Source organism: Streptomyces sp. NPDC002125, from assembly GCF_053593715.1.
The window spans coordinates 486,870-513,426 of the sequence record NZ_JBSFDD010000002.1 but is presented as its reverse complement, the minus strand read 5'-3'; the positions used below and the strand labels follow the sequence as shown (position 1 = coordinate 513,426).

The following is a 26,557-nucleotide window of genomic DNA, read 5'->3' as shown; positions in this document are numbered from 1 at the left end:
CGCGCCGACTACGGGACACGGAAGACGGAGCCTATGAACTCGGCGAGCAGCCGCTCCTTGAGAGCTCCGGGCAGCGCGTCGAGCAGGACGAGCACGGGGGCCATCCGGGCGGGGAGCCCGGCGCCCCCGCCGAGTCCGGCGAAGGCCAGGACGCCCGCCACGTCGTCCGGTCCGAGGGTGTCCGGATCGAGCTCGGCGGCGAACGCGGCGAGCGCCGGGTCCACGGCGACCGGCTCCAGCGCGCGGGCCTTCACCAGGGCGGCCGCGAGGTCGTCGAGCAGGGTGCCGACCTGGCCGACGGTCGCGGGGGTGAGCGTGAGGTGGAGGTTGGGCGGGAGGCCGTCGAAGGAGAGCTGCGGCTGGAGGTACCAGCCCAGTTCGCGCATCTCGTCGGCGAGATGGAGCAGCAGGCCGAGGTCGGGCTCGCCGTCCTCCTCCCGGGCGACGGTGAAGGCGACGAGCCCGGCGGCGGGGTCGCCCAGCACCCGTACGCCGTCGAGGGCACGCAGCCCCGCCAGCAGCCGGTCGGACGCCTCGGCGACCCGGCCCGCGAGCGCGGTGTAGCCCTCCTCGCCGACGTAATGGAGGACCGCCCAGGCCTGGGCCAGCAGGCCGCCGGACTTGGTGCCCTGCACCGTGGGGTTGACCACGGGGTAGCCGGGCCAGCCGGCGTGCGCGAAGTACTGGTGGCGGCGGAGCTCCGCGTCGCGGTAGAGGACCACGGAGGCGCCCTTGTCGGCGTACGCGTATTTGTGGAGGTCCACCGAGAGGGAGGTGACGCCGGGGACGGAGAGGTCGAAGGGTTCCACCTCCCGTCCGGCGCGCCGCAGGTACGGCAGGATCCAGCCTCCGATGCAGGCGTCCACATGGCAGAGCACCCCGCGTGCGGAGGCGGCGGCGGCGATCTCGGCGACGGGGTCGACGACCCCGTGGGCGTACGAGGGCGTGGAGGCGACCACCAGCGCGGTGCGGTCGGTGAGCGCGGCGGCCATGGCGCCGGCGTCGGCGCGGAAGGTGACCGGGTCGACGGGCACGACGACGGTCCCGAGGCCCAGATAGGCGGCCGCCTTGTGGAAGGCGGCGTGGGCGGTGGAGGGCAGCACCAGCTGGGGTTCGGTGATCCCGCGCACCGTCCTGGCGTGGTCGCGGGCGGTCTTGACGGCGAGCAGGATGCTCTCCGTGCCACCGCTGGTGAACGTCCCCTGGGCGCCGGGGGCGCCGAGCAGGGCGGCGACGGCGCCGACGACGTCGTTCTCCAGCCGGGCCACGCTCGGGAAGACCGTGGGGTCGAGCCCGTTGACCGTCGCGAAGGCGGTGTACGCCTCGGCGGCCAGCTCGTCGAGCCCCTCCAGCCCCGCGTCGTAGACATAGGCGAAGGTGCGTCCGCCCCGGGTGGGCGCGTCCGCCTCGCGCAGGGCGCGCAGTTCGGCGAGCACCTCGGCGGCGGGGCGGCCGTCGGGCAGGGCGGGTTCAGTCGGCACGGACGGGCTCTTCCTGGAGGGGGCGGGACGGGCTCGGGGACGCGTGGTAGCGGTGCAGCAGCAGGAGGCTCGCGGCGGCGATGACGGCGGGCAGCACGCTCATCCCCGCGGTGATGCCCGTCAGTGCCGCCTCCGGCTGTTCCACCTGGTGCGCGGCGTCGGACGAGCGGAAGCCGGTGACGGCGAGGACGAGGGCGAACACCCCGGCGCCCAGGGCGAAGGCGAGGGTCTCGGCCGCCGTCCACAGCCCGGTGAAGGTGGCGGCCCTGCGCCGTCCGGTGGCGACGGCGTCGGCGGCCAGGGTGTCCGCGAGCATCGTCAGCGGCAGCAGCTGGAGTCCCGCGTAGGCGATCCCGACGAGGACGACCGCCGCGTAGCCGACGGCGGGGCCCGCGACCCCGGTGAAGGCGAGGAGCACCGCCCCGGCCGTGTAGAGCAGGGACGCGCACCACTGGGCGTACGTCACGCCCTTGCGGCGGGCCAGCCTGTTCCACAGCGGCATGAAGAGGACGAGCGGGCCGATCAGGCACGCGAACAGCGGGGTGACGGCACCCGCCGATCCGAGGGTGTACGTCGCGAAGTACTGGACCCCGGCGAGCATCACGCCGATGGCCAGCGCCTGGAGCGTCCACATCCCGGCCAGATACAGGAACGGCCGGCTGGAGCGGGCGGCGGCGAGCTGGGCGCGCAGGGAGGGTTCGGCCTCGCTGCGGGCGGCCTGCGGGGCGCGGCGGGTGGCGGCCCACGCCCCGAACATGCCGAGGGCGAGCAGCACGGCGACGACGGCACCCATCAGCCGGTAGCTCCCCGGGGTGTCGCCGTCGGCGTGGGCGATGGCAGGGGCGAGCGCCCCGGACAGCAGGATGGCGACGCCGAGGAAGCCCACCCGCCAGCCGAGGACGCGGCCCCGCTCGTGCGGGTCCTCGGTCATCTCGGCGGGCATGGTCACGTACGGCACCTGGAAGACGGCGTACGCGGTGGCGGCGAGCAGGAACAGCGCGGCGACATAGCCCGCTGCCGCCGCGCCCCTCAGCGGCGGCGCCGCGAAGATCAGGGCGAAGAGCGGCGGGAGGGTGCAGGCGCCGATCAGCAGGAACGGCCTGCGCGGTCCGCCGCGCAGCCGGCTGCGGTCGGAGACCGCGCCGACCAGGGGGTTGATCAGGACGTCCCAGGCCTTGGGCAGGAAGACGGCGGCCCCCGCGACGGCGGCGGGCACGGCGAGGACGTTGGTGAGGTAGTAGAGCAGGATCAGGCCCGGCACGGTCGCGAAGGTGCCGGTGCAGAGGGAGCCGAGCCCGTAGCCGATCCGCACGGTGGGCGGGAGGGGCGGGGCCGAGTGGAGGTCGGAACCGGCCGCTGGCATGGGGCAGATCTTGAATGATGTTCATCTTTTCGGCAATACCCGTGCCGCCCACGACACATGATCGCCATATCCGCGGGCCGGGCACGGTGTCCCGGCCCGCGGCGGGCGCACGGTCAGTCGAAGACGGGGCCCTGCGTGCGGGTCCGCTTGATCTCGTAGAAACCGGGGATGGACGCCACCAGCAGCGTGCCGTCCCAGAGCTTCGCCGCCTCCTCGCCCTTCGGGGCGGGAGTGACGACCGGGCCGAAGAAGGCGATCTGCTCGCCGTCGGGGCCGGGCACGGCGATGACCGGGGTGCCGACGTCCTGGCCGACCTTGTCGATGCCCTCCTGGTGGGAGGCGCGCAGCTCCTTGTCGTACGCGTCGGAGTCGGCGTACTCCAGCAGCTCGGCCGGGAGGCCGACGTCCGCCAGGGCGCCCGCGATGGCCTCGCGGGTCGGGCCCTCGCCGTTGTTGTGGATGCGGGTGCCGAGGGCCGTGTAGAGCGGGCCGACGATCTCGTCGCCGTGCTTCTGCTGGGCCGCGACCACGACCCGGACCGGCGCCCAGGCCTGGGTGCGCATCATGTCCTGGTACTCCTCGGGCAGCTCGTCGAGCTTGGGCTCGTTGAGCACGGCGAGGCTCATCACGTGCCAGCGCACCTCGACGTCCCGGACCTTCTCCACCTCCAGCATCCAGCGGGAGGTCATCCAGGCCCAGGGACAGAGCGGGTCGAACCAGAAGTCGGCCGGAACCTTGCCGGCGGCAGTGCTGTTCTCGGGCATGTCTCTCCTCATGAGGTCGGTCTGCGCCTGAGTCCCGGAACACCGTCGGCACCGCCGGCCATTCCCGTGCGGGGCCGCCGGCAGCCGCATGGGAGGATCAATGTGTTCGAACGAGACACGAAGGAGTGCTCCGTGCCCGGTGAAAACCTGTCCCGCGACGAGGCCCGTGAGAGGGCCGAGCTGCTGACCGTCGATGGTTACGAGGTCGCCCTCGACCTGCGTTCCGCCGTCGGTGAGCCCGACGGGGGCGACGGGGAGGCCGGTCCGCGCACCTTCCGTTCGCAGACCACCATCCGCTTCCGCGTGGCCCGCGACGGCGCCTCGACCTTCGCCGATCTGCTGGCGCCCGCCGTGGACGCGGTGACGCTGAACGGCAAGGACCTGGACCCCGCGGCCGTCTTCGACGGCACCCGGATCGCCCTGGACGGCCTGCCCGCCGGCGAGAACGTCCTGGTGGTCGACGCGCGGTGCGCGTACAGCAGGACCGGCGAGGGCATGCACCGCTTCGTCGACCCCGAGGACGGCGAGGTCTACCTCTACACGCAGTACGAGCCGGCCGACGCACGGCGGGTTTTCGCCAACTTCGAGCAGCCCGACCTCAAGGCGCCCTACCGCTTCGAGGTGACGGCGCCCGAGGGCTGGCAGGTCCGGAGCAACGGCGCGGAGGAGTCGGTGGAGGGCGGGGTCCACCGGTTCGCGGAGACCCTGCCGATCTCGACGTACATCACGGTGGTCGTCGCGGGCCCGTACCACTACGTGAGCGACACCTACACGCGCACGTTCGACGACGGGTCGACGCTGGAGGTCCCGCTCGGCGCGATGTGCCGCAAGGGGCTCGCGCGGTACTTCGACGCGGACGACGTCTTCCTGATCACCAAGCAGGGCCTGGACTTCTTCCACGACCACTTCGACTACCCGTACCCCTTCGGGAAGTACGACCAGGCGTTCGTGCCCGAGTACAACCTCGGCGCCATGGAGAACCCGGGCCTCGTCACCTTCCGCGAGGAGTACATCTACCGCGGCAAGGTCACGTCGGCGTCCTACGAGCGCCGCGCCAACGTCATCCTGCACGAGATGGCGCACATGTGGTTCGGCGACCTGGTGACCATGCAGTGGTGGGACGACCTGTGGCTGAAGGAGTCCTTCGCGGACTTCATGGGGACGTTCTCGATGGTGGAGGCGACCCGCTTCACCAACGGCTGGATCACCTTCGCCAACAACCGCAAGGCGTGGGCCTACCGCGCGGACCAGCTGCCCTCCACCCACCCGGTCACGGCCGACATCCGTGACCTGGAGGACGCCAAGCTGAACTTCGACGGCATCACGTACGCCAAGGGCGCGTCGGTGCTGAAGCAGCTCGTCGCCTATGTGGGACGGGACGCCTTCCTGGAGGGCGCGCGCCGCTACTTCAAGCGGCACGCGTACGGCAACACGCAGCTGGGCGACCTGCTCTCGGTGCTGGCCGAGACGTCGGGGCGCGACATGACGGCATGGTCGCGCTCCTGGCTCCAGACGGCGGGGGTCAACGTCCTGACGCCGGTCGTGACGTACGACGGCGAGGGCAGGGTCGCCGAGCTCGCCGTGACCCAGGAGGCCGCGGCCTCCCACCCGGAGCTGCGTCCGCACCGCGTCGCGGTGGGCCTGTACCGGCTCTCCCCCGAGGGCGGACTCGTGCGGTACGCCCGCGCGGAGACCGATGTCGCGGGCGAGCGGACCGTGGTGGCCGAGCTGGCGGGTGCCGAGAGGCCCGACCTGGTCCTGGTCAACGACGACGACCTCACCTACTGCAAGGTCCGCTTCGACGAGGTGTCCCTGGCCACCCTGCGCGAGCACCTCGGCGACATCACCGATCCGCTGGCCAGGGCGCTGTGCTGGTCCGCTCTGTGGAACCTGACGCGGGACGCGCTGCTGCCCGCGCGGGACTTCGTCTCCCTGGTGCTGTCCGCCGCGGGCCGCGAGTCGGACATCGGCGTGCTCCAGATGCTGCACGCCTGGGCGCAGTCGGCGCTGGTGCACTACGCCGCGCCGGCCTGGCGCGCGGAGGGCGGCCGGGCACTGGCCGAGGGCGCGCTGGCCGAGCTGCGGCGAGCGGAGCCGGGCAGCCAGCACCAGCTGACGTGGGCCCGGTTCTTCGCCGCCGTCGCCGAGTCGGACGCGGACTTCGAGCTGCTGGGCGGGCTGCTGGACGGATCGGCCGTGATCGAGGGCCTCGACGTCGACCAGGAGCTGCGCTGGGCCTTCCTCTCCCCGCTGGCCTCGCACGGCAAGGCCGACGAGGCCGCCATGGACGCCGAACTCGCCCGTGACGACACGGCGTCCGGCAAGCGGCACCACGTGCGGTGCCTGGCCTCGCGCCCCTCGGCCGCGGTCAAGGCGCAGGCGTGGGCGGCGGTCGTGGAGTCGGACAAGCTGTCCAACGCCCTCGCGGGGGCGACGATCGCCGGCTTCGGGCAGCCCTCCCAGCGTGAGCTGCTCGCGCCGTACACCGCCTCGTACTTCGAGGCGATCGAGCGGGTCTGGGCCGAGCGGTCCATCCAGATCGGAATGGACGTGGTCCGGGGCCTGTTCCCGGGGCTCCAGGACGACCCGGCGACGCTCGCCGCCACGGACGCCTGGCTGACCTCGCACCCGGACGCGGCACCGGCGCTGCGGCGTCTCGTCCTGGAGGCGCGGGACGATCTGGCGCGGGCGCTGCGGGGGCAGCAGCGCGACGCGAGGGCGTGAGCGCCGGGCGCACGCCCCGCACACCAGTGCGGGGCGTGCGCCGTACAATCCCTGCCGCGATGACTCTTTTCGGTAGTCGAACTGCCGTACTTTAGGACGGCGTTGTCCTGGATTGTCGACGGGCGTGTAACACGGGTTACCGCGCAGCGGGCCTGCGGGAACCTCCCCGGCATGACCCAGAACACCCCGCTGTCCCCCTGCCCCGTCCACGATGTGCGCCACCGCGTGCAGTCGGCCGCACAGTTGCGCGCCCGGGGCGTGACAGCCGCGCAGACCGCCGCCCAGTGCCTCCCCGGCGGGCCGTGGCAGCAACTGCTCCCCGGCGTCTACCTGCTGCACCCGGGCCCGCCGACGAACGAGGACCGGGTGCACGGAGCGCTGCTCTACGCGGGGCGGCCCCCGGCGACCGCCCGCCGGTCCGTGCCCCCGCAGTCCGGGCCGGGTTACGGCGAGGCCATGGTCACGGGGCTGGCGGCACTGGCCCTGTACGGCTTCACGTCCGCGCCCCCGGTGATCGCGCTGCACCGGATCGACGTACTGGTGCCGCGCACCCGGCGGCCGCGCTCCACCCGCTTCGTCCAGGTGACCCGGGCAGCCGTCCTCCCCCGGCCGCAGCGCCGGCTCGGGGTGCCGCTGGCCCCGGTGGAGCGGGCCCTCGCCGACGCGGTGGCCGCGCTCACCGATGCCTCGACGGTGCGCCGGCTCCTGACCGAGGCGGTGCGCGACGGGCACTGCGAACCCGCGCCGGTGGTACGGGAACTGAACGCGGCGAAGCTGCTGGGCCGGGCCCATGTGGTGGACGCCGTCGACGCCCTGCTCGTCGAGGGCCGGGCGGTGGCGGAGAGCAGGCTGTACGAGATGGTGCGCGGCCACAGGCTGCCCGAGCCGGTGTGGAACGTGGAGCTGTCACTGCCGGGCGGCGGTGTCCTGGGCGGGGTGGACGCCTACTGGCCGGAGCAGGCCGTGGCCCTGGAACTCGACGCCCGCTCCCGCCGCGAGGACCACGTCGCCTTCGCCGCCGAGCGTGAGCACCTGGAGAGGCTGGGGGTCACCCTGGTGCGGGTGACACCGAAGCAGCTGCGCGAGTCGGCGGCCCAGCAGGCGGTGGTGGTGCGTACGGCGCTGATGGCGGCCGAGGACCGTGAACCGGCGGCGTACGTGGTGGTATTGCCACGTTGAGTGGCGCAATGGGCGCAGTGGCGGATCTACGCCATGTCCCGTTCTCGTCACCGTCAACTCTCCACAAACCCCTGTCATTTACGAAAGGCTGAGCGGTCATCGGGTACCGAATTCCGGACTCTCTCTTTCTTTCACAAACAGGGATGCTGATGACCAAGGAATCCCCCAGCTCCATACCCGGGGCGAGACGCGCGGCGCGCATCGCGGCCGCGGCCGGTCTGGCGGCCGCGCTGACGGCCTCCGGCGCCGCCCCGGTCTTCGCCGCCGACGACCCGGCCGCCTCTCCGGTGAAGCCGGCCGCCACGAGCACGAAGGGCGACAAGCTGGGCGAGGCCGACGCCGATGTGCTGGCGAAGGCCGAGGCCAAGGGCGAGAAGAACATCACGATGATGGTCGCCACCGCGCCCGGTGCGACCGAGCAGGTCACCGCGCAGCTGGAGGCCGTCGAGGGGTCCGTGCTGGGCCGGACGTACGACAAGCTCGGCTATGTCCGGGCGACCGTGCCGACCGCGACCGCCGACGCCACCATCAAGGCGGCGCAGAAGCTCTCCTCCGTGTACGGGATCGATCTCAAGCAGGAGATCGAGCTCGACGACCCGACGCCCTCGGCGGACCGGGCCGCCGGAGCGAAGCAGAAGGCGGCCACGGGCACCTACCCCGCGCCGGACAGGAAGACCCCGGCGAAGAACCCGTACAACCCGTCCTTCGAGACGGGCGCGGTCGACTTCGTCAAGCAGCACCCGAAGGCGGACGGCCGCGGGATCACCATCGGTGTCCTGGACTCCGGTGTCGACCTCGGGCACCCCGCGCTCCAGAAGACCACCACGGGCGAGCGCAAGATCGTCGACTGGGTGACCGCCACCGACCCCGTCAGCGACGGCGACGGCACCTGGCTGCGGATGACGGCCTCGGTCGCCGGTCCGACCTTCACCATCGGCGGCCGTACCTATTCGGCGCCGGAGGGGTCCTACAAGATCCAGCTCTTCTCCGAGGCCGCCACCCGCGGTGGCGACATGGCCGGGGACCTGAACCGGGACGGCGACACGACCGACGTCTGGGCCGTGCTCTACGACCCGGTCGCCGGCACCGCCCGGGTCGACCTGAACAACGACGCGGACTTCGGCAACGACGCCGCGCTGAAGCCCTACAAGGACGGCCACCAGGTCGGCTACTTCGGCACGGACAACCCCGCGACCGAGGTCGTCGAGCGCATCCCGTTCGTCATCGAGACCCGTAAGAACGTCGTCTACAACGCGGCCGGCGCCACCGCCGACTACGTGAACATCGGCGTGATCGAGAGCGAGCACGGCACGCACGTCGCGGGCATCACCGCGGCCAACGGCCTGTTCGGCGGCAAGATGAACGGTGCCGCGCCCGGCGCGAAGATCGTCTCCTCGCGCGCCTGCACCTGGTCCGGCGGCTGCACCAACATCGCGCTGACCGAGGGCATGATCGACCTCGTCGTCAACCGCGGTGTCGATGTCGTCAACATGTCGATCGGCGGCCTGCCGCCGCTCAACGACGGCAACAACGCGCGCGCCGAGCTCTACAAGCGGCTCATCGACATCTACGGCGTCCAGCTGGTCATCTCGGCCGGCAACGACGGCCCCGGTGTGAACACCATCGGTGACCCCGGTCTCGCCGACCACGTCATCTCGGTGGGCGCGTCCATCTCCAAGGAGACCTGGGCCGCCAACTACGGCTCGAACGTCACCAAGAAGTACGACATGCTGCCCTTCTCCTCGCGCGGTCCGCGTGAGGACGGCGGCTTCGCGCCGATCCTGACCGCCCCGGGCGCCTCCATCAACACCACCCAGACCTGGCTGCCCGGCGGCCCGGTCAAGGAGGCGGGCTACTCCCTCCCGGCCGGCTACTCCATGCTGCAGGGCACCTCGATGTCCTCGCCGCAGGCCGCCGGAGCGACCGCGCTGCTGCTGTCCGCCGCGAAGCAGAAGAACATCGAGCTGCCCCCGGCCGACCTGCGGACCGCGCTGACCAGCACCGCGACCCACATCGACGGGGTGCCCGCGCACGCCCAGGGCTCCGGTCTGATCAACATCGTCGGCGCCTGGAAGCAGATCGAGAAGAAGGGCGCCCCGGCGCACGAGTACGCGGTGAAGGCCCCGGTCGACACCGCGATCGACTTCGCGCTGAAGACCCCGGGCTTCGGCACCGGCCTGTACGACCGTGAGGGCGGCCTGAAGGCCGGCGAGAAGAAGTCGTACGACGTCGTCGTGACCCGCACCACGGGTCCGGACACGGCCGTGAAGCACAAGCTGTCGTGGAAGAACAACGACGGCACCTTCTCCCTCACCGGTTCGAGCACCGTCTCGCTGCCGCTGGGCAAGCCGGTCACCGTCAAGGTGCAGGCGAAGCCCCGCACGGCGGGCGTCCACAGCGCGATCCTGGTGGTGGACGACGCGAAGACCTCCGGCGTGGACCAGCAGATCCTCTCCACGGTGGTCGTCGCCAAGGACCTGGTGAAGCCTGCCTACGCGTTCACGGCGAGCGGCTCGGTGCAGCGCAACGGCACCACGTCGTACTTCCTGAACGTCCCGGAGGGCGCCGAGACCCTGGAGGTCGCGCTGAGCGCCCTTCGCTCGGGCAGCCAGACCCGGTTCATCTCCATCCACCCGTACGGTGTGGCGGTGGAGGACAGCTCCACGATCTACTGCTACCCGAACTACGAGAACCCGGCCAACACCTGCCGCCCGGACACGCGCTCCTACAAGGACCCGCAGCCCGGCGTCTGGGAGATCGAGGTCGAGTCCCGCCGTACGTCGCCGCTGCTGGACAACCCGTACAAGCTGGATGTCTCGCTGCTCGGCGCCTCCTTCGACCCGGCGGTGCAGACCATCGCCGAGGCGAAGATCGGCACCCCGGCCCCGGTCGAGTGGACGGTCACCAACAACGCGGGTGACCTGGAGGGCGCGCTCAAGGGCGGCTCGCTGGGCTCGGCCGACGTCGAGCGTCCGTCGATCGCCACGGGTGGCGAGTACGTCAAGGAGGTCACCATCGGTGAGGGCGTCGAGAAGCTCGACATCGCCATCGGCAACACCTCGGACGCCAACGCCGACATCGACCTCTACGTCTACCAGGGCAGCACCGAGGTCGGCGCGTCGACCTCGGCGGGCTCGGAGGAGTCGGTCAGCCTGGTGAACCCGGCGGCCGGCACCTACACCGTCGTCATCGACGGCTACTCGGTCCCGGCCGGTACCACCGAGTACGACTACCGGGACGTGTACTACTCCACGTCGCTCGGCGAGATCAAGGTCGACGAGTCGAAGGCCGTGAACCTGGCCAACGGCGCGTCCGCCCAGGTCGGCGCCGAGGTCGTGGTCGCCGGAGCGGCTCCCGAGGGCCGGCAGTTCTTCGGCGAGGTGCAGCTGGTGAACGCCCGCGGCACCGCGGCGGGAACCGGCAGCGTCGTGATCGAAAAGGTCGCGCCGTAGCCATCCGGACGGTGTGATCCGCACGACACCGGACACTGTGGGGCGGGGGCTCTCAAGGGCCCCCGCCCCACAGCTCTGTGCACCCGCCGTCCGCCTGCCGGACAATGGATTGGACAAGGAAGCCGTGGACATACGCATCATGGACCGGCAACCGTGCCCGTTCTTGTCTGTTTCGTGTCTGTGAGGAGTTCCCGTGAAGGTCGGAATCGTCGGCGCCACCGGTCAGGTCGGCACAGTCATGCGCAGGATTCTGGCCGAGCGGAAGTTCCCCGTCGCCGAACTGCGGCTCTTCGCCTCCGCACGCTCCGCGGGCTCCACCCTCGCGTACGAGGGCAAGGACATCACCGTGGAGGACGCCTCCACGGCGGACTACACGGGGCTCGACATCGTGCTGTTCTCGGCGGGCGGGGCCACGTCGAAGGCACTGGCCGAGAAGGTCGCGTCGCAGGGCGCCGTCGTGATCGACAACTCCTCCGCCTGGCGCAGGGACCCCGAGGTCCCGCTCGTGGTCTCCGAGGTCAACGCCCACGCGATCAGGAACCGCCCCAAGGGCATCATCGCCAACCCGAACTGCACCACCATGGCGGCCATGCCCGTGCTTCGCCCGCTGCACCAGGAGGCGCAGCTCGACGCGCTGACCGTCGCCACCTACCAGGCGGTGTCCGGTTCCGGTGTCGCCGGTGTCGCCGAGCTGCACGGCCAGGCGTCCAAGGTTGTCGCCGAGGCGGACAAGCTGACGCACGACGGAGACGCGGTCGACTTCCCCGAGCCGGGCGTCTACAAGCGCCCGATCGCCTTCAACGTGCTGCCGCTCGCCGGCTCGATCGTCGACGACGGCTCCTTCGAGACGGACGAGGAGCAGAAGCTCCGCAACGAGTCCCGCAAGATCCTGGAGATCCCGGAGCTCAAGGTGTCCGGCACCTGCGTCCGGGTCCCGGTCTTCTCGGGCCACTCCCTCCAGATCAACGCCCGTTTCGCCCGTCCGATCAGCGTCGAGCGCGCCTACGAGCTGCTGAAGGACGCCGAGGGCGTGGAACTCTCCGAGATCCCGACCCCGCTCCAGGCGGCCGGCAAGGACGCCTCGTACGTGGGCCGCATCCGGGCCGACGAGACCGTCGAGCACGGCCTCGCGCTGTTCGTCTCCAACGACAACCTGCGCAAGGGCGCCGCGCTGAACGCGGTGCAGATCGCGGAGCTGGTGGCGGCGGAGCTCAAGGGCTGACCCCCTCCCCACCCGCGCGAAGGGGGCGGCCACCGGCATCCGGTGGCCGCCCCTTCGCGCGCCTCGGGTCAGAGGGCGAGGTGCCTGCGCAGGGCGGCCTCGATCTCCCCCATCCGCTGACGCGGCACGGTCCCGACACGCTTCAGGAACCGCTCGTACGCCATCGCGCGGACCTGCTCGCACTGCACTTTGCTGTCCTTGGGCAGGCCTGACTCGTCCGCCTGCAGCAGCACCTGGAAAGGGTAGACCCGAGAGGTGTTGGAGGTCAGCGGCACGACCGTGACCACGCCGCGCCCGGTCCGGTCCACCACCGCGTTGGCGCCGTCGTTCGAGACGATCACCGAGGGCCTCGCCTTGTTGGCCTCACTGCCTCGGACTGGTTCGTACTCGACCAGGTAGATGTCACCGCGCTTCATCGGTCAGCCCGTCCCCGGAGAACCGGTCCCAGAACGCGGCGTCCTCACTCGCGTCCCACTCCGCGAACGCGGCCTCGTAGTCGGCCTCCAGGTTGGAGGCGCGCAGAGCCTCGATGGCGGCGTGTATCACCGCCGACCGGGAGTCCGCCTCGGTCTTCGCGGCGTACTCGTCGAGGAAGGCGACGTCCTCCTGCGGCAGGCTCACGCTGATCTTCATGCCAACCATCCTACCGCCGGTAGGATGCACGTGGCTACCTCAGGTATCAGTCCCTGCGCACCTCGAAGTGGTAGCACCCGTACTCCACGGCCCGTACGTGCACCAGCATCACCTCCGGGTCGGCGAAGGCCTCCGAGAGCGCCTCGTCGAAGCCCCGCTCCTCGTCGTCGGGGATCTCCAGGAGCCGGCCTCCGACGATCGCGCCCTCCGCGTCGTAGCGCCGTACCGTGCGCAGGGCGCCCGCGCGGGAGAACGGGTAGCCGCCCCGGTCCCCGGCCGGACCCTCGCACTCCTCGGCGTGGATGAAGACCGGCCCCTGTTCGTCGTAGGCACCCGGGCGGGCCCCGGTCCGTGCCGCCCAGCGCCGCAGGGGCGCGTACGAGACCAGTGCGATCCGCTCCCCCGCCTCGGCGCCGCGCAGGCAGCAGCGCAGAGGGGCGCCGCTCTCCGTGGCGGTGTACGGGACGCAGGGACGTCCCGCGTCGTCGGCGGTGCGGAGCTCCGGCAGGGTGCCCGGACCGATGGGCCGGGCCGTGTAGGTGGTCATGGTCCGAGGGTGCCCCCGATCCCCGCGCCGGTCCGGCGGAAAACGGACATCGCGCTGCGCCCTCCTCACGTGGAAGGATGACCGAAAACGTCACAGATCAAGGAGATGACCGCGTGCCTGGCACGAATCTGACCCGCGAAGAGGCACAGGAGCGGGCGCGCCTGCTGACCGTGGACGCGTACGAGATCGATCTCGACCTCTCCGGCGCGCAGGAGGGCGGCACCTACCGGTCCGTCACCACCGTGCGCTTCGACTCCGCCGAGGCCGGTGCGGAGACCTTCATCGATCTGGTCGCCCCCGCCGTGCACGATGTCGTGCTGAACGGCAAGGACCTGGACATCGCCGCCGTCTTCCGGGACTCGCGGATCGCGCTGAAGCACCTCAAGGCCGGCGCCAACGAGCTCAAGGTCGTCGCCGACTGCTCGTACACCAACACCGGTGAGGGGCTGCACCGGTTCGTCGACCCCGTCGACGAGCAGGCGTACCTCTACACCCAGTTCGAGGTCCCGGACGCCCGCCGGGTGTTCGCCAGCTTCGAGCAGCCCGACCTGAAGGCGACCTTCCGCTTCACCGTGAAGGCGCCGTCCGGCTGGACCGTGATCTCCAACTCGCCGACGCCCGAGCCCGTGGACGACGTCTGGTCGTTCGAGCCGACGCCGCGCATCTCGACCTACATCACGGCCCTGATCGCCGGTCCGTACCACGCGGTGCACAGCAGCTACGAGAAGGACGGCCAGACCGTCCCGCTCGGCATCTACTGCCGCCCGTCGCTCGCCGAGTACCTCGACGCGGAGGAGATCTTCGCGGTCACGCGGCAGGGCTTCGACTGGTTCCAGGAGAAGTTCGACTACGCGTACCCCTTCGCCAAGTACGACCAGCTCTTCGTCCCGGAGTTCAACGCCGGCGCGATGGAGAACGCGGGCGCGGTCACCATCCGCGACCAGTACGTCTTCCGCTCGAAGGTCACGGACGCGGCGTACGAGACGCGGGCCGAGACCATCCTCCACGAGCTGGCCCACATGTGGTTCGGCGACCTGGTCACCATGGAGTGGTGGAACGACCTCTGGCTGAACGAGTCGTTCGCGACGTACACCTCGATCGCCTGCCAGGCGGACGCCGAGGGCTCGAAGTGGCCGCACTCCTGGACCACCTTCGCCAACTCCATGAAGACGTGGGCCTACCGCCAGGACCAGCTGCCCTCGACGCACCCGATCATGGCGGACATCCGGGACCTCGACGACGTCCTGGTGAACTTCGACGGGATCACGTACGCCAAGGGCGCCTCGGTCCTGAAGCAGCTCGTGGCGTACGTCGGCAAGGACGCCTTCTTCAAGGGCGTGCAGGCGTACTTCAAGGCGCACGCCTACGGCAACACGCGCCTGTCGGACCTCCTCGGCGCGCTGGAGGAGACCTCCGGCCGCGATCTGAAGACCTGGTCGAAGGCGTGGCTGGAGACGGCCGGGATCAACATCCTGCGCCCGGAGATCGAGACGGACGAGAACGGCCACGTCACCTCGTTCACCGTGCTCCAGGAGGCCCCGGCGCTCCCCGCCGGCGCGAAGGGCGAGCCGACGCTGCGCCCGCACCGGATCGCGATCGGCTGCTACGACCTCGACGGGGCCGGGAAGCTGGTCCGCACGGACCGGATCGAGCTGGACGTCGACGGCGAGCGCACAGACGTGCCGTTCCCGGCCGGCAGCCCGCGCCCGGCGGTCGTCCTGCTCAACGACGACGACCTGTCGTACGCCAAGGTCCGCCTCGACGAGGAGTCGCTGCGGGTCGTCACCGCGCACCTCGGCGACTTCGCCGAGTCCCTCCCCCGCGCCCTGAGCTGGGCCTCGGCCTGGGACATGACGCGCGACGGCGAGCTGGCGACGCGCGACTACCTGGCGCTGGTGCTCTCCGGCATCGGCAAGGAGTCGGACATCGGCGTCGTACAGTCCCTGCACCGCCAGGTGAAGCTGGCCCTGGACCTCTACTCCGCCCCCGAGTGGCGCGAGGCGGGTCTGAACCAGTGGACCGAGGCGACCCTCGCGCACCTGCGCGCGGCGGAGCCGGGCAGTGACCACCAGCTGGCCTGGGCCCGTGCCTTCGCCGCGACGGCCCGCAGCCCGCTCCACCTGGACGTGCTGCAGTCGCTGCTGGACGGCACCCAGGAGATCGAGGGCCTCGCCGTCGACACCGAGCTGCGCTGGGCGTTCGTGCAGCGCCTGGCCTCGACGGGCCTGCTCGACGAGGAGGAGATCGCCGCCGAGTACGAGCGTGACAGGACGGCGGCCGGCGAGCGCCACGCGGCGTCCGCGCGGGCGGCCCAGCCCTCGGAGGAGGCGAAGGCCGAGGCGTGGGCGTCGGTCGTCGAGTCGGACAAGCTGCCGAACTCCCTCCAGGAGTCGGTCATCGACGGCTTCGTGCAGACCGACCAGCGTGACCTGCTCGCTCCCTACACGGAGAAGTACTTCGCGGCGGTCAAGGACGTCTGGGACTCGCGCAGCCACGAGATGGCCCAGCAGATCGCGGTCGGCCTCTACCCGGCCCTCCAGGTCTCCCAGGAGACCCTGGACGCCACGGACGCCTGGCTGGAGTCGGCGCAGCCCGGCGCCGCCCTGCGCCGGCTGATGTCGGAGTCCCGGGCAGGCGTGGAGCGTGCGCTGAAGGCGCAGGCGGCGGACGCGGCGGCGGCCACCGCCTAGCCGGCTGGGAACCGCCCGGCGGACAGGCGCGGTCGCGCAGCCGTCCGCCGGGCGGGGACCTGGGGTGGGGCGGGCGGGCCCTGGTCTGCGGGACCGGCCCTACGGGCGGGCCCTGGACCGCGGGACTCGCCCCACGGGTGGGCCCTGGACCGCGGGACTCGCCCCTACGCGGCCGATTCGCGGTGGCGGCGGGCCAGCTCGGCCGCGCCCGCCTCGGTCGGCGTGCCGTGCAGGCGCATCCGGGCCACCCCTCCGTCGGGGTAGGCGTCCAGGCGGACATGGGTGACCACGGCCTCGGCGTCCAGGACGAAGCGGTGCGGGGTGTCCGGCTGGAGCCTGGTGCGGGGGATGATCTCGAACCACTCGCCGGTGTCGCCGTCGCGGCCGTGCAGGCTGATCCAGCCCGCCGCGTTGCCCTTGAGGCAGGCGGTGTCGATCTCGACCGCGCGTACGGCGCCCTGGGCGGGCAGCCGGAAGCGGACCCAGTCGTTGGTGTCGCGGACCCTGCGGCGGCGGTTCTCCCAGCCGTCGTCCATCTTGCGGGAGGTGCCGGGCAGGATGATCTGGGCCGGCGAGGAGTAGAAGCGGTCCGAGGCGTCCTCGTACATGCCGCCGTTCAGGATCGAGATCAGGTCGATCGTGCCCAGTGCCGCGAGCCAGGCCGGGTCGGGGACGACCTCGCCGTGGACGCGGAGGCGGGCGATTCCGCCGTCGGGGTGCTGGCAGACGCGGACGTGGGTGTAGCGGCGTCCGCCGGTGACCTCGAAGCCGTTGGCGGCGTGGCCGCGCACGGGGGCCGGCGGGACGATCTCCTCCCACTTCACGTCGTCGGCGAGGAGTTCCCCGGGCCCGGGGGCGCCCTCGACGGCTGTCGCCTGCACGGAGACGCGCTGCGGGTAGTTGCCGCGGAAGTGGGCGGTGTCGACGACGACGCCCCTGATGATCCCGGGGGCGCCGAGCCGGACGATCGCCCAGTCGTGCTCCTCGGGGGCGGGGAAGGGGTGGTCCGCGTCCGCGCCCCTGCGGCGGCGGGTCTCCCAGCCGTCCATGATCTTGCCCTTGTGGCCGAAGCGCTCGGGGTCGAAGACGGCGGGTTCACGGATCAGGAGATTCTCGCGCTCGGCGAAGAACTCGTCGTTGGCGGCGATCACGCCCGCGCCCAGGCGGCGGTCGGCGAGGTCGACCAGCTCGGTGAAGGCGAAGTCGCCCGCGCGGTAGTCGGCGTACGGGTCGCCGCCTCCGTAGGGCGCCGCGTCGTTCGCGTGGGGGTCGGTGGAAGGGAGCTCCGTCTGATTCCTGTCGGTGAGCATGGGCCTACTGTGCTGGCCCGGCTTCCATCAGGTCCATCGAAAGTTTCCGTACGGTTCTTTCAGTTCTGCTGAACGGATCGCGCCGCCACCCGCTGCAGCGCCGCCAGCACCCTGGCGGTCGCCGGACCCTGTTCGGCGCCCTGCCGCACCGCGGCCACCACATGGCGGTACGGCCGGTCGGCCGCCAGGACGCGCATCGCCACGCCCTCGCGCGGCCGGTCGGACGCGGAGACCATCCGGGGGATCAGCGCGACGCCCATGCCCGCGCGCACCATGGCGAGGATCGTGGTCCAGCCGGCGGCGCTGTGGGCCTGCTCCGGGACGAAACCGGCGGCCTCGCAGGCGGCGGTGGTGATCTCCGACCAGGGGCCCGATCCGCCGAAGATCCAGGGTTCGCGGGAGAGGTCCGCGAGGCGCAGCGTGGACGATCCGGCGAGGGGGTGCCCGGCGGGCAGGGCCACGTCCAGCGGGTCGGCCAGGAGCGGCAGCAGGGTGAAGCGCGGGTCCCGGGCCGTGGGGGCGTGCGCGGCGAGGGAGAGCGCCAGGTCCACCTCCCCGGCCGACAGCAGTTCGTACGCCTCGGCGGCCTCCGACTCCCGCACGCGCACCTGGGGCCCCGGCCGCTCCTCGGCCCCCAGGAGCGTCACGGCGGGCACCACGAGGGCGGACACGGCCGTCGAGAAGGCGCCGACCCTCACCAGGCCCGCCTCACCGCGCAGATAGCCGGCCAGATCGGCGTCGGCCCGCTCCAGCTGGGCGAAGACCGCCTCGGCGTGGCGCAGCACGAGGTGCGCGGCGTCGGTGAGCCGGACCCTGCGGCCCTGTGCCTCCAGGAGCGGCACGCCGAGCTGCCTGGACAGATTGGTCAGCTGCTGGGAGACGGCCGAAGGCGTCATGAGGAGCGCCTCGGCCGTCGCCGTGACCGTTCCCCGGTCGCGCAGTGTGCGCAGGATGCGGAGCTTTCTGACGTCCCACTCGGTCATGGCCGAAACCTATCGGTGCCCGGACATGCCGGTGCGCCGCGCGGCACTGCGTACCGGCGGCGCACTCGGTGGAACGGCTGCTAGGCCTGCTTCTTGGACTTGTCGAGGACCATGACGAGGCCCGCGATCACCGCGAACAGGACGATCGGTGCGGCGACGTAGAGACCGAGGGTCTCCAGCACGCTCAGCCCCGTGCCGGGGTCGTCACCGTCGTCGCGGGTGAGGGCGAGCGCCGGGGACGACATGAGCAGCATCATCAGCGTCGTACCGGCCGCAACGGCGCCGGCGCGCATAGCGTTCTTCTTGTCCACGGTGCAAACGTAGCGAACGCCTACGAGGGGCGCGCGCCCGGGGGTGCCGTACGGGCCTTGGGGCCGCCGGGAGACCCCGTGCCGCCGGTGCCGTCCGGGGCGGCCGGCAGGACCTCCATGAGCCGGTGCAGCCGGGGCGATGCCGCGATCTCCTCCAGGGTGAGCGGGTGGCCCTCCGCATCGGCGACGGGCAGGCGCCAGTTGGGGTACTGGTCCCAGGTGCCGGGGAGGTTCTGCGGACGGCGGTCGCCCACGGTGTCGGGGAGCCAGACCCCCACCATCCTGGCCGGGGTGCTCAGCAGGAAGCGGTGGACGGCGCGGACGGCGGCCTCCTCGTCCCCGTCGCCCTCGGGCAGCAGCCGCAGTCTGGCGAGGTAGCCCAGCCACTCGGCGGTGTCGGCGGCGTCCTCGGCGAGCTCCTGCTCCAGCCCGCGTGCGAGCAGCCCGAGCCGGTGGCGGAGCGTCACATGGTCGCCCGTCAGCCGGGCGGCGGTGGACGGCAGATCGTGGGTGGTCGCCGTGGCCACGCAGTCGCGGCGCCACTGCTCGGGGGCGAGCGGGCGTCCGGTGCCGTCCCAGTCGCGCTCGAACCAGAGCACGGAGGTGCCGAGCACCCCGCGCCGGGCGAGCGCCTCGCGCACGCCGGGCTCGACGGTGCCGAGGTCCTCCCCTATGACGACGGCACCGGCCCGGTGTGCTTCCAGGACGAGCACGGCGAGCATCGCCTCGGCGTCGTGAGCGACGTACGTGCCCTCGGTCGGCGGGCGGCCCTCGGGCACCCACCAGAGCCGGAAGAGGCCCATGACGTGGTCGATGCGCAGGGCCCCCGCGTGGGCGAGGAGGCCGCGCAGGAGGTTGCGGTAGGGGGCGTAGCCGGTCGCCGCGAGGGCGTCGGGGCGCCAGGGGGGCAGCCCCCAGTCCTGGCCGTGGGCGTTGAAGGCGTCGGGCGGCGCGCCGACGGACATGCCGTGGGCGAAGGCGTCCTGCTGGGCCCAGGCGTCCGCGCCGTCCGGGTGGACGCCGACGGCCAGGTCGTGGACGATCCCGACGGCCATCCCGGACTCTCGCGCGGCGCTCTGCGCCGTGGCGAGCTGGGTGTCCGTCAGCCAGGCCAGCCGGCAGTGGAAGTCGACCCGCTCCAGGAGCTCGGTGCGGGCGCGGGCGCTCTGCGGGGAGCGGGGGTCGCGCAGCCCTTCGGGCCAGGTGCGCCACCGGGGGCCGTGGACCTCGGCCAGGGCGCACCACAGGGCGTGGTCCTCCAGGGCCCGGCCCTGTCCGGCGAGGAAGTCGCAGTAGGCGGCGCGGCGGCCGGGGGTCAGGGGGACCTGGTGGACGATCTCCAGGGCCTGCTTCTTGAGTGCCCAGACGGCGTCCCGGTCGATCAGCGCGCCCTTGTTGAGCACGGCCTCGCGCAGTGCGGCGGCCTCCTGGCGCAGGTCGTCGAGGGCCGCCCTGCCGGGCTCGGGGACGTGCCCGTACTCCGGGACCGACTCGATGTGGAGATGGACCGGGTCGGGGAAGCGCCGTGAGGAGGGGCGGTACGGGGAGGGGTCGGTCGGGCTGCCGGGTACGGCGGCGTGCAGCGGGTTGACCTGGACGAAGCCGGTCCCGAGCGTCCGCCCGGACCAGGCGGCGAGGTCGGCGAGGTCCGCGAGGTCGCCCATGCCCCAGGAGCGGGCGGAGAGCAGGGAGTAGAGCTGGACGAGGAATCCGTGCGTGCGGCCGGGCGCCCGGGGTACGCGGTCGGGGGCGACGACGAGGGTGACGGTGGCCCGGCGGTGGTCCGGTGTACTGACGGTCAGCCGGTGGACGCCCAGGGGCGGTTCGGTCCACCAGGACGGCCTGCCGGGGGCGCTGGACGGCGGGGCGGAGGTCACCCGCATGCGCAACGGCACGGGCGCGTCGGTGGTGCCGGCCTCGTGGTCGACCGTCAGCACCGCGCCGGGCGGCAGTGCGGTCAGGGCGGCCGGCAGCGGCTCTCCCGACCAGGTCACCACCGTCGGCGGGAGCAGTCGGGAGGCCGCTGCCGATTCGGCCGCGTCGAGTGATCTCCGCACGTCCGCGGGAGTGGCGGCGTCGACGCCCAGGGCGGCGAGCACGGCGGTGACCGTGTCGTCGGGGACGGGGACCGTGACATCCGCGGACGGGGAGAAGGAGGTGGCGACGCCGTGCAGTGCGGCGAGCCGGGACAAGCCCATTCAGACTCCTGGGGACTCCAGACCCCCTGCGGTGCCGGGCGCTGTCGGCTCGCTCGTCAGAGGGGCGGTGGCGGCGAGCGGTGGCTCGCTCGTGAGGGGTGTGGCGTCGGCGAGCGGGGGCTCGCTGGTGAGCGGTGCGGCGTCGTCGGCGAACGCCGGCTCACCGGTCAGGTGGGAGACCTCGGCGAGCGGGAGCTCACTGATCATCGGAGGGGCGGTGGTGGTGTACGTCTCGCGCGCCAGCGGACCGGGGCCCGTGAGGCTCGGCACCTGTTTGGAGAGGGCGGAGAACAGAAGCTGCGCGGAAGCGGGCACGTTGGCCTCCTGGCCGTGGACAACAGGACACAGCAGGCCTACCCAGAGGGCGCGGGAGCAGGCGTGGACGTGACATAGGCGTTATGACAACGAGCCCAACGTGCCGTGGGTCACATTCCGTTCCCCAGAGTGCCTGGTATGGGCGCTTTTTGGCCAACTGGCGTCGCCCGGCATGCTCTTCTCCGAACACCCTCGAACACCCATGCGTCACGCCATGCGCTGAATCGGGCATACACACCAGAACGGCCACGCACATTGACACCCTCGCGCCCCGGGTGGTGGGCTCGGACGTCCACTGCCGGGCGAGGTCAGGACGAGGGAGTACGGCGTGCAGCTCGGGCGCAGGAGGCATGCGACGGCCGTCGCCGTCGCGGTGATCGGCGGGCTGCTCGGGCCGTTCGCACCGGCCGCAGTCGCGGCCCCCGTCGCCCCCGCGGCGACCACGTCGGACACGAGCGGCGCGTCGGCCCTGCCGTCCGTCTGGCCACGGCCGCAGTCCCTGAAGGCGTCCGGGCAGCCCGTGCACCTGGGCACCGAGGTCACCCTCCTCGCCGGCGCGGACGCCGATCCGTACGCCGTCGACGCGCTCAGGACCCTGCTGCTCGACGCCGGCGTACGCACCGTGCACGACGCGCTGCCCGGCGGCGGTCCCGTGATCCGGCTCGGCGGCACGGACGCGGGCCGGGCACTGCGGGCCCTCGGCGCACCCGAACGGGCCGATCTGCCGGCCGGTGGCTACCGCGTCGCCGTGGGCAGGGTGGAGAACCGCCCCTCGGTCGCGCTGGACGGCGTGGGCGAGGACGGCCTGTTCCACGGTGTCCAGACCCTGCGCCAGCTCGTGAAGGACGGCACGGTCGCCGGAGCCGTGGTCCGCGACTGGCCGGGAACCGCCGTCCGCGGGATGGCCGAGGGCTTCTACGGGCAGCCCTGGACCCGCGAGGAGCGGCTCGCCCAGCTCGGCTTCATGGGCCGCACGAAGCAGAACCGCTATCTCTACGCCGCCGGTGACGACCCCTACCGCCAGGCGCGCTGGCGCGAGCCGTACCCGGCCGAGGAGCGTGCCGACTTCCGGGCGCTGGCCGCGAAGGCGCGGGCCGAGCATGTGACGCTGGGCTGGGCCGTCTCCCCCGGGCAGGCGATGTGCCTGGCCTCGGACGCGGACGTGCGGGCGCTGAACCGGAAGATCGACGCGATGTGGGCGCTGGGGGTCCGTGCCTTCCAGCTGCAGTTCCAGGACGTCAGCTACAGCGAATGGCACTGCGACCTGGACGCGGAGACCTTCGGCAGCGGGCCGGAGGCGGCGGCCGGGGCGCAGGCCCGGGTCGCGAGTGCGGTGGCCCGGCATCTGGCGGACCGGCACCCCGGCGCGGAGCCGCTGTCGGTGATGCCGACCGAGTTCTACCAGGACGGGGCCACCGACTACCGCACGGCGCTCGCCGCTCAGCTGGACGACCGGGTGCAGGTGGCCTGGACCGGTGTCGGGGTCGTGCCCCGGACGATCACGGGCAAGGAGCTGGCGGGCGCGCGGGAGGCCTTCCGCCACCCCCTGGTCACCATGGACAACTACCCGGTCAACGACTACGCGCGGGACCGGATCTTCCTCGGCCCGTACACCGGCCGCGACCCGGCGGTGGCCGGTGGTTCCGCGGCGCTGCTCGCCAACGCCATGCAGCAGCCCTCGGCGTCCCGCGTGCCCCTGTTCACGGCGGCCGACTTCGCCTGGAACCCGAAGGGATACCGCCCCCAGGAGTCCTGGCAGGCGGCCATGGACGAGCTGGCGGGCGGAGACACGGCGGCACGGGCGGCCCTGGGAGCGCTGGCGGGCAACAGCGCCGCCTCGGTGCTGGGCGGTGACGAGTCCGCGTACCTGAAGCCGCTGCTGGCGGCCTTCTGGGCGTCCCGCTCGACCGCGGAGCCGGCGGACACGGCGGCCCGCGACAAGGCGGCACGCGAGCTGCGGGCCGCCTTCGGAGTGATGCGGCAGGCCCCGGAGCGGCTGAGGACGGCGGCGGACGGGCGGCTGGAGGACGAGGTACGGCCGTGGACCCGGCAGCTGGCCCGGTACGGCCGGGCGGGTGAGATCGCCGTCGATCTGCTGCGGGCGCAGGAGCGCGGCGACGGGGCGGCGGCCTGGAAGGCCCTGCTGGCGCTGGAGCCGCTGCGCAAGGAGATCGCGGCGAGCGGGGCGACGGTCGGCAAGGGTGTCCTGGACCCGTTCCTGGACCGGGTCCGCAAGGAGGCCGACGCCTGGAACGGCACCGACCGCACGGCCGGGGAGGTCAGCCGGGACGAGCGGAGCTACACGGTCCGGCTCGGCCGGGCCCGCCCGCTGGAGGCGGTCACCACGCTGGCACGGCCGGGCGAGGGGGCCGAGGACGCGGTCCTCGAAGCCCATGTGCCGGGTGAGGGCTGGCGCGGCCTCGGCGCCCTGTCGGCACAGGGCTGGACCCAGACGGCGGTGAAGGGCCTGCGCGCGGACGCGCTCCGGGTCTCGGTCCCCTCGGCCCGCCCGTTCCTCACCGGCCCCCTGGCGCCGGGCGTCACGGGCACGGACCCGGACCGGGCGCCGGCGCGGGTGCGGGCGCTCGTCCCCTGGTTCGGCGATGAGCCGGCCGCCCGGCTCGGCCTCGTACGCGACCGGACGGACGCCGTGATCGGCGGCGGCCCGCAGCGGGTCGAGGCGCGGCTGGACGGGGGGCGCCCCACCGAGGTCAAGGGCAGGTTGAAGGCGAAGGCCCCCAAGGGCATCGAGGTGAAGGTGCCGAAGCAGACGACGGTGGCGCGCGGCTCCCGCGCCGACGTCCCGGTGGACATCACCGTGCCGGCGGACACCCCGGCGGGCGAGTACGAGGTGCCGCTGAGCTTCGGCGGCGAGGAGAGCACGCTGACCGTGCGGGCCTTCCCGCGCACCTCGGGCCCCGATCTGCTCCGTACGGCCAGGGCGTCCTCGTCCGGCGACGAGACCCCGGACTTCCCGGCGTCGGCGGCCTCGGACGGCGACCCGGAGACCCGCTGGTCCTCCCCCGCCGAGGACGGCGCCTGGTGGCAGGCCGAGCTGCCGGGACCGGTGCGGCTGGGTCAGGTCGTGCTGCGCTGGCAGGACGCCTACGCCGCCCGCTACCGCGTCCAGGTCTCGGCCGACGGCCGCACCTGGCGTACGGCGGCGACCGTGCGGGAGGGCGCGGGCGGGCGTGAACCGGTCCGGATGGACGCGAAGGACACCCGCTTCATCCGGATCCAGGGCGACGGACGCGCCACGGAGTACGGCTACTCGCTGTGGTCGGTGGAGGCGTACGCGGTCGAGGACTGAGGGCCCCGGAACGCCGACGGCCCGGTCTCTCAGGCGGAAACGCCATCGATCCGGGCCATCACGTCGTCCGCGCCGAACGGCTGCAGGTAGGGCAGCCAGCGCGGGTCCCGGTGCCCGGTCCCGATGATCCGCCAGGCGAGGCCGCTGGGCGGTGCGGGCTGGTGGCGCAGCCGCCAGCCCAGCTCGGGCAGATGGCGGTCGGCCTTGACGTGGTTGCAGCGGCGGCAGGCCGCCACCACGTTGTCCCAGGCGTGCTGGCCGCCCCGGCTGCGCGGAATGACGTGGTCGACGCTGGTCGCGGCGGCCCCGCAGTACATGCAGCGACCGCCGTCCCTCGCGAAGAGGGCACGGCGGGTGAGCGGTACGGGCCCCCGGTAGGGGACCCGTACGAACCGCTTGAGACGGATGACACTGGGCGCCGGCAGGGCCCGGGTGGCGCTGTGCATGAACGCGCCGGACTCCTCGAGGCAGATGGCCTTGCTCTCGAGGACGAGGACGAGCGCGCGGCGGAGAGGTACGACGCCGAGCGGCTCGTACGAAGCGTTGAGAACCAGGACGTGCGGCACGTGGATGCCTCCTTGTACGCCGGCGACGCGTGGCTCGCGCCGGGACGATCCGATCCAAGTCTCTCCTCATGCCTGGTCCGAGCGCCACCACGTGCGGGTAACGGGCCGGAAGGATTTTTCTCACCGGCCCGCCGCGGACACCCCGAAGGACACCGGAACAGCCGCTTCAGCAGGGCGGCCGGTGCCTCTGTGTGATCGGACACACCCGCCGCCCCTCGGGGTGAGACGTGTATCTCCTCCCTCGGCGGCAACGAACCACTCCCGCCTCTTCGTTAATGTGGTTGGTCTGCTGTCGCCCCATCTGGAGGTCCCCGCCGTGTCCCTGTCCGCCCTCTTGGCCGCGGCTCCGTCCCCCGGGGCAGCCGGATCGCTGGACGAAGCCGCCGAACGGGCCGGGAACGCCGCAGGCTGGGTCGAGGAGAACTGGTCCACCTGGCTGAACACCGGTCTGCGCATCATCCTCATCGCCGCGATAGCCATCGTGCTGCGGTATCTGATCCGGCGGGCCCTCACCAACCTCATCGACCGGATGAACCGCAGCGCCCAGGCGGTGGAGGGCACGGCGCTGGGCGGCCTGCTGGTCAACGCGGAACGCCGCCGCCAGCGCTCGGAGGCGATCGGCTCCGTACTCCGCTCGGTCACCTCGTTCCTGATCCTCGGCACCGCGGCCCTGATGATCCTGGGCGCCTTCCAGATCAACCTGGCCCCGCTGCTGGCCTCCGCGGGTGTCGCCGGTGTGGCACTGGGCTTCGGCGCCCGCAACCTCGTCACCGACTTCCTCTCCGGCGTCTTCATGATCCTGGAGGACCAGTACGGCGTCGGTGACACGATCGACGCGGGCGTCGCCTCCGGCGAGGTCATCGAGGTCGGGCTGCGGGTCACCAAGCTGCGCGGCGACAACGGCGAGATCTGGTACGTCCGCAACGGCGAGGTGAAGCGGATCGGCAACCTCAGCCAGGGCTGGTCCACGGCCGGTGTCGACGTCACGGTCCGCCCCACGGAGGACCTGGACCTGGTCCGCAAGGCGATCACCGAGGCCGGCGAGACGATGACCAAGGAAGAGCCCTGGTCGGAGCGGCTGTGGGGCCCGGTGGAGATCCTCGGCCTGGACGCGGTCCTGCTCGACTCGATGACCGTACGGGTGACGGCGAAGACCATGCCGGGCAAGTCCCTGGGCGTCGAGCGCGAGCTCCGCTGGCGGATCAAGCAGGCGCTGGACGCGGCGGGCATCCGGATGATCGGCGCCACCCCCCTCCCGACCGAGGGCGAGTCCACCGCCGACCCGACGGCGGCGATGGCGGCTCCGTCGGCGTACGCGTCCACGACGTCGCCGCAGTCGCTGGCGGCGACGCCGATACCGCCGCCCACCAACCTGACGAAGTAGCGCAGGCACGGCAAGGGGCGCCCCGCGAGACCGCGGGGCGCCCCTTGCCGTTCCCCGCGTCACGCTCCGGTGTCGCTGCGCCGCACCCCATTGACGATCCGGCGGCCAGGGTCCTACCTTCCTCT

General features: G+C 72.4%; 19 protein-coding genes. 7 read left to right on the top strand and 12 right to left on the bottom strand.

Annotation, left to right across the window (positions count from 1 at the left end; all coding sequences use genetic code 11):
- Window positions 1-8 precede the first annotated feature (8 nt).
- From ACWCQM_RS05345 to ACWCQM_RS05335, 3 genes are all read right to left on the bottom strand, one after another.
- On the bottom strand, window positions 9-1,481 hold the full coding sequence (locus ACWCQM_RS05345; RefSeq protein WP_450914015.1) for a pyridoxal phosphate-dependent decarboxylase family protein: 1,473 nt from the start codon (window positions 1,479-1,481) through the stop codon (window positions 9-11).
- Window positions 1,471-2,844, bottom strand: a complete 1,374-nt coding sequence (locus tag ACWCQM_RS05340; protein WP_450914014.1) for an MFS transporter — start codon at window positions 2,842-2,844, stop codon at window positions 1,471-1,473. Before ACWCQM_RS05340 ends, ACWCQM_RS05345 begins: the two co-directional genes overlap by 11 nt.
- A gap of 113 nt (window positions 2,845-2,957) precedes the next feature.
- Window positions 2,958-3,608 (bottom strand): mycothiol-dependent nitroreductase Rv2466c family protein, encoded by a 651-nt coding sequence (locus ACWCQM_RS05335; RefSeq protein WP_450914013.1) that lies wholly within the window; start codon window positions 3,606-3,608, stop codon window positions 2,958-2,960.
- Window positions 3,609-3,740: 132 nt separating this feature from the next.
- Between ACWCQM_RS05335 and pepN (ACWCQM_RS05330) the strand changes: the two genes are divergently transcribed.
- The 4 genes from pepN (ACWCQM_RS05330) (at window position 3,741) to ACWCQM_RS05315 (ending at window position 12,185) form a co-directional block, all read left to right on the top strand.
- Window positions 3,741-6,332, top strand: coding sequence for an aminopeptidase N (gene pepN, locus ACWCQM_RS05330; protein WP_450914012.1), 2,592 nt, complete (start codon window positions 3,741-3,743; stop codon window positions 6,330-6,332).
- A 171-nt stretch (window positions 6,333-6,503) separates the two neighbouring features.
- Window positions 6,504-7,511: a hypothetical protein gene (locus ACWCQM_RS05325; RefSeq protein WP_450914011.1), complete on the top strand. Its 1,008-nt coding sequence runs from the start codon at window positions 6,504-6,506 to the stop codon at window positions 7,509-7,511.
- Window positions 7,512-7,654: 143 nt separating this feature from the next.
- The gene (locus ACWCQM_RS05320) at window positions 7,655-10,963 is read left to right on the top strand and encodes a S8 family serine peptidase (protein WP_450914010.1); all 3,309 of its coding nucleotides are present in this window, start codon (window positions 7,655-7,657) and stop codon (window positions 10,961-10,963) included.
- Between the two features lie 193 nt (window positions 10,964-11,156).
- The gene (locus ACWCQM_RS05315) at window positions 11,157-12,185 is read left to right on the top strand and encodes an aspartate-semialdehyde dehydrogenase (RefSeq protein ID WP_450914009.1); all 1,029 of its coding nucleotides are present in this window, start codon (window positions 11,157-11,159) and stop codon (window positions 12,183-12,185) included.
- A 68-nt stretch (window positions 12,186-12,253) separates the two neighbouring features.
- Here ACWCQM_RS05315 and ACWCQM_RS05310 read toward each other — a convergent pair whose 3' ends face one another.
- The 3 genes from ACWCQM_RS05310 to ACWCQM_RS05300 are packed head-to-tail and all read right to left on the bottom strand — an operon-like array spanning window position 12,254 to window position 13,365.
- Window positions 12,254-12,601, bottom strand: coding sequence for a type II toxin-antitoxin system PemK/MazF family toxin (locus tag ACWCQM_RS05310; protein ID WP_450914008.1), 348 nt, complete (start codon window positions 12,599-12,601; stop codon window positions 12,254-12,256).
- Complete coding sequence (locus tag ACWCQM_RS05305; RefSeq protein WP_450914007.1) at window positions 12,588-12,818, bottom strand: ribbon-helix-helix domain-containing protein; 231 nt, start codon at window positions 12,816-12,818, stop codon at window positions 12,588-12,590. Before ACWCQM_RS05305 ends, ACWCQM_RS05310 begins: the two co-directional genes overlap by 14 nt.
- Window positions 12,819-12,864: 46 nt before the next feature.
- Window positions 12,865-13,365: a DUF1203 domain-containing protein gene (locus tag ACWCQM_RS05300; protein ID WP_450914006.1), complete on the bottom strand. Its 501-nt coding sequence runs from the start codon at window positions 13,363-13,365 to the stop codon at window positions 12,865-12,867.
- 113 nt (window positions 13,366-13,478) lie between these two features.
- Here ACWCQM_RS05300 and pepN (ACWCQM_RS05295) point away from each other — a divergent pair, with 113 nt between their 5' ends.
- The gene (pepN, locus tag ACWCQM_RS05295) at window positions 13,479-16,055 is read left to right on the top strand and encodes an aminopeptidase N (RefSeq protein ID WP_450914005.1); all 2,577 of its coding nucleotides are present in this window, start codon (window positions 13,479-13,481) and stop codon (window positions 16,053-16,055) included.
- Window positions 16,056-16,219: 164 nt separating this feature from the next.
- Here the strand turns inward: pepN (ACWCQM_RS05295) and alc are convergent, their stop codons facing one another.
- The 5 genes from alc to ACWCQM_RS05270 all read right to left on the bottom strand — a co-directional run bounded on the left by alc (window position 16,220) and on the right by ACWCQM_RS05270 (window position 21,172).
- On the bottom strand, window positions 16,220-17,365 hold the full coding sequence (gene alc, locus ACWCQM_RS05290) for an allantoicase (RefSeq protein WP_450914004.1): 1,146 nt from the start codon (window positions 17,363-17,365) through the stop codon (window positions 16,220-16,222).
- 59 nt (window positions 17,366-17,424) lie between these two features.
- Window positions 17,425-18,348, bottom strand: a complete 924-nt coding sequence (locus ACWCQM_RS05285) for a LysR substrate-binding domain-containing protein (protein ID WP_450914003.1) — start codon at window positions 18,346-18,348, stop codon at window positions 17,425-17,427.
- 80 nt (window positions 18,349-18,428) lie between these two features.
- Window positions 18,429-18,659, bottom strand: a complete 231-nt coding sequence (locus ACWCQM_RS05280) for a hypothetical protein (protein WP_450914002.1) — start codon at window positions 18,657-18,659, stop codon at window positions 18,429-18,431.
- A gap of 20 nt (window positions 18,660-18,679) precedes the next feature.
- Complete coding sequence (gene malQ / locus ACWCQM_RS05275) at window positions 18,680-20,857, bottom strand: 4-alpha-glucanotransferase (RefSeq protein WP_450914001.1); 2,178 nt, start codon at window positions 20,855-20,857, stop codon at window positions 18,680-18,682.
- Complete coding sequence (locus tag ACWCQM_RS05270; RefSeq protein WP_450914000.1) at window positions 20,858-21,172, bottom strand: hypothetical protein; 315 nt, start codon at window positions 21,170-21,172, stop codon at window positions 20,858-20,860.
- A 328-nt stretch (window positions 21,173-21,500) separates the two neighbouring features.
- Here ACWCQM_RS05270 and ACWCQM_RS05265 point away from each other — a divergent pair, with 328 nt between their 5' ends.
- Window positions 21,501-24,482, top strand: coding sequence for a beta-N-acetylglucosaminidase domain-containing protein (locus tag ACWCQM_RS05265; RefSeq protein WP_450913999.1), 2,982 nt, complete (start codon window positions 21,501-21,503; stop codon window positions 24,480-24,482).
- A gap of 29 nt (window positions 24,483-24,511) precedes the next feature.
- On the opposite strand, the gene ACWCQM_RS05260 is transcribed toward ACWCQM_RS05265, so the two are convergent.
- Window positions 24,512-25,048, bottom strand: coding sequence for an HNH endonuclease (locus ACWCQM_RS05260; protein ID WP_450913998.1), 537 nt, complete (start codon window positions 25,046-25,048; stop codon window positions 24,512-24,514).
- A gap of 316 nt (window positions 25,049-25,364) precedes the next feature.
- On the opposite strand from ACWCQM_RS05260, the gene ACWCQM_RS05255 reads away from it, so the two are divergent.
- On the top strand, window positions 25,365-26,432 hold the full coding sequence (locus tag ACWCQM_RS05255) for a mechanosensitive ion channel family protein (RefSeq protein WP_450913997.1): 1,068 nt from the start codon (window positions 25,365-25,367) through the stop codon (window positions 26,430-26,432).
- The last annotated feature ends 125 nt before the right edge of the window (window positions 26,433-26,557 follow it).

Bases quoted from the DNA above. Each gene is read 5' to 3' on its own strand.
- malQ (WP_450914001.1), bottom strand. From the start codon at position 20,857: ATGGGCTTGTCCCGGCTCGCCGCACTGCACGGCGTCGCCACCTCCTTC.
- ACWCQM_RS05335 (WP_450914013.1), bottom strand. From the start codon at position 3,608: ATGCCCGAGAACAGCACTGCCGCCGGCAAGGTTCCGGCCGACTTCTGG.
- alc (WP_450914004.1), bottom strand. From the start codon at position 17,365: ATGCTCACCGACAGGAATCAGACGGAGCTCCCTTCCACCGACCCCCAC.
- ACWCQM_RS05325 (WP_450914011.1), top strand. From the start codon at position 6,504: ATGACCCAGAACACCCCGCTGTCCCCCTGCCCCGTCCACGATGTGCGC.
- ACWCQM_RS05305 (WP_450914007.1), bottom strand. From the start codon at position 12,818: ATGAAGATCAGCGTGAGCCTGCCGCAGGAGGACGTCGCCTTCCTCGAC.
- ACWCQM_RS05340 (WP_450914014.1), bottom strand. From the start codon at position 2,844: ATGCCAGCGGCCGGTTCCGACCTCCACTCGGCCCCGCCCCTCCCGCCC.
- ACWCQM_RS05285 (WP_450914003.1), bottom strand. From the start codon at position 18,348: ATGACCGAGTGGGACGTCAGAAAGCTCCGCATCCTGCGCACACTGCGC.
- ACWCQM_RS05310 (WP_450914008.1), bottom strand. From the start codon at position 12,601: ATGAAGCGCGGTGACATCTACCTGGTCGAGTACGAACCAGTCCGAGGC.
- ACWCQM_RS05320 (WP_450914010.1), top strand. From the start codon at position 7,655: ATGCTGATGACCAAGGAATCCCCCAGCTCCATACCCGGGGCGAGACGC.
- ACWCQM_RS05300 (WP_450914006.1), bottom strand. From the start codon at position 13,365: ATGACCACCTACACGGCCCGGCCCATCGGTCCGGGCACCCTGCCGGAG.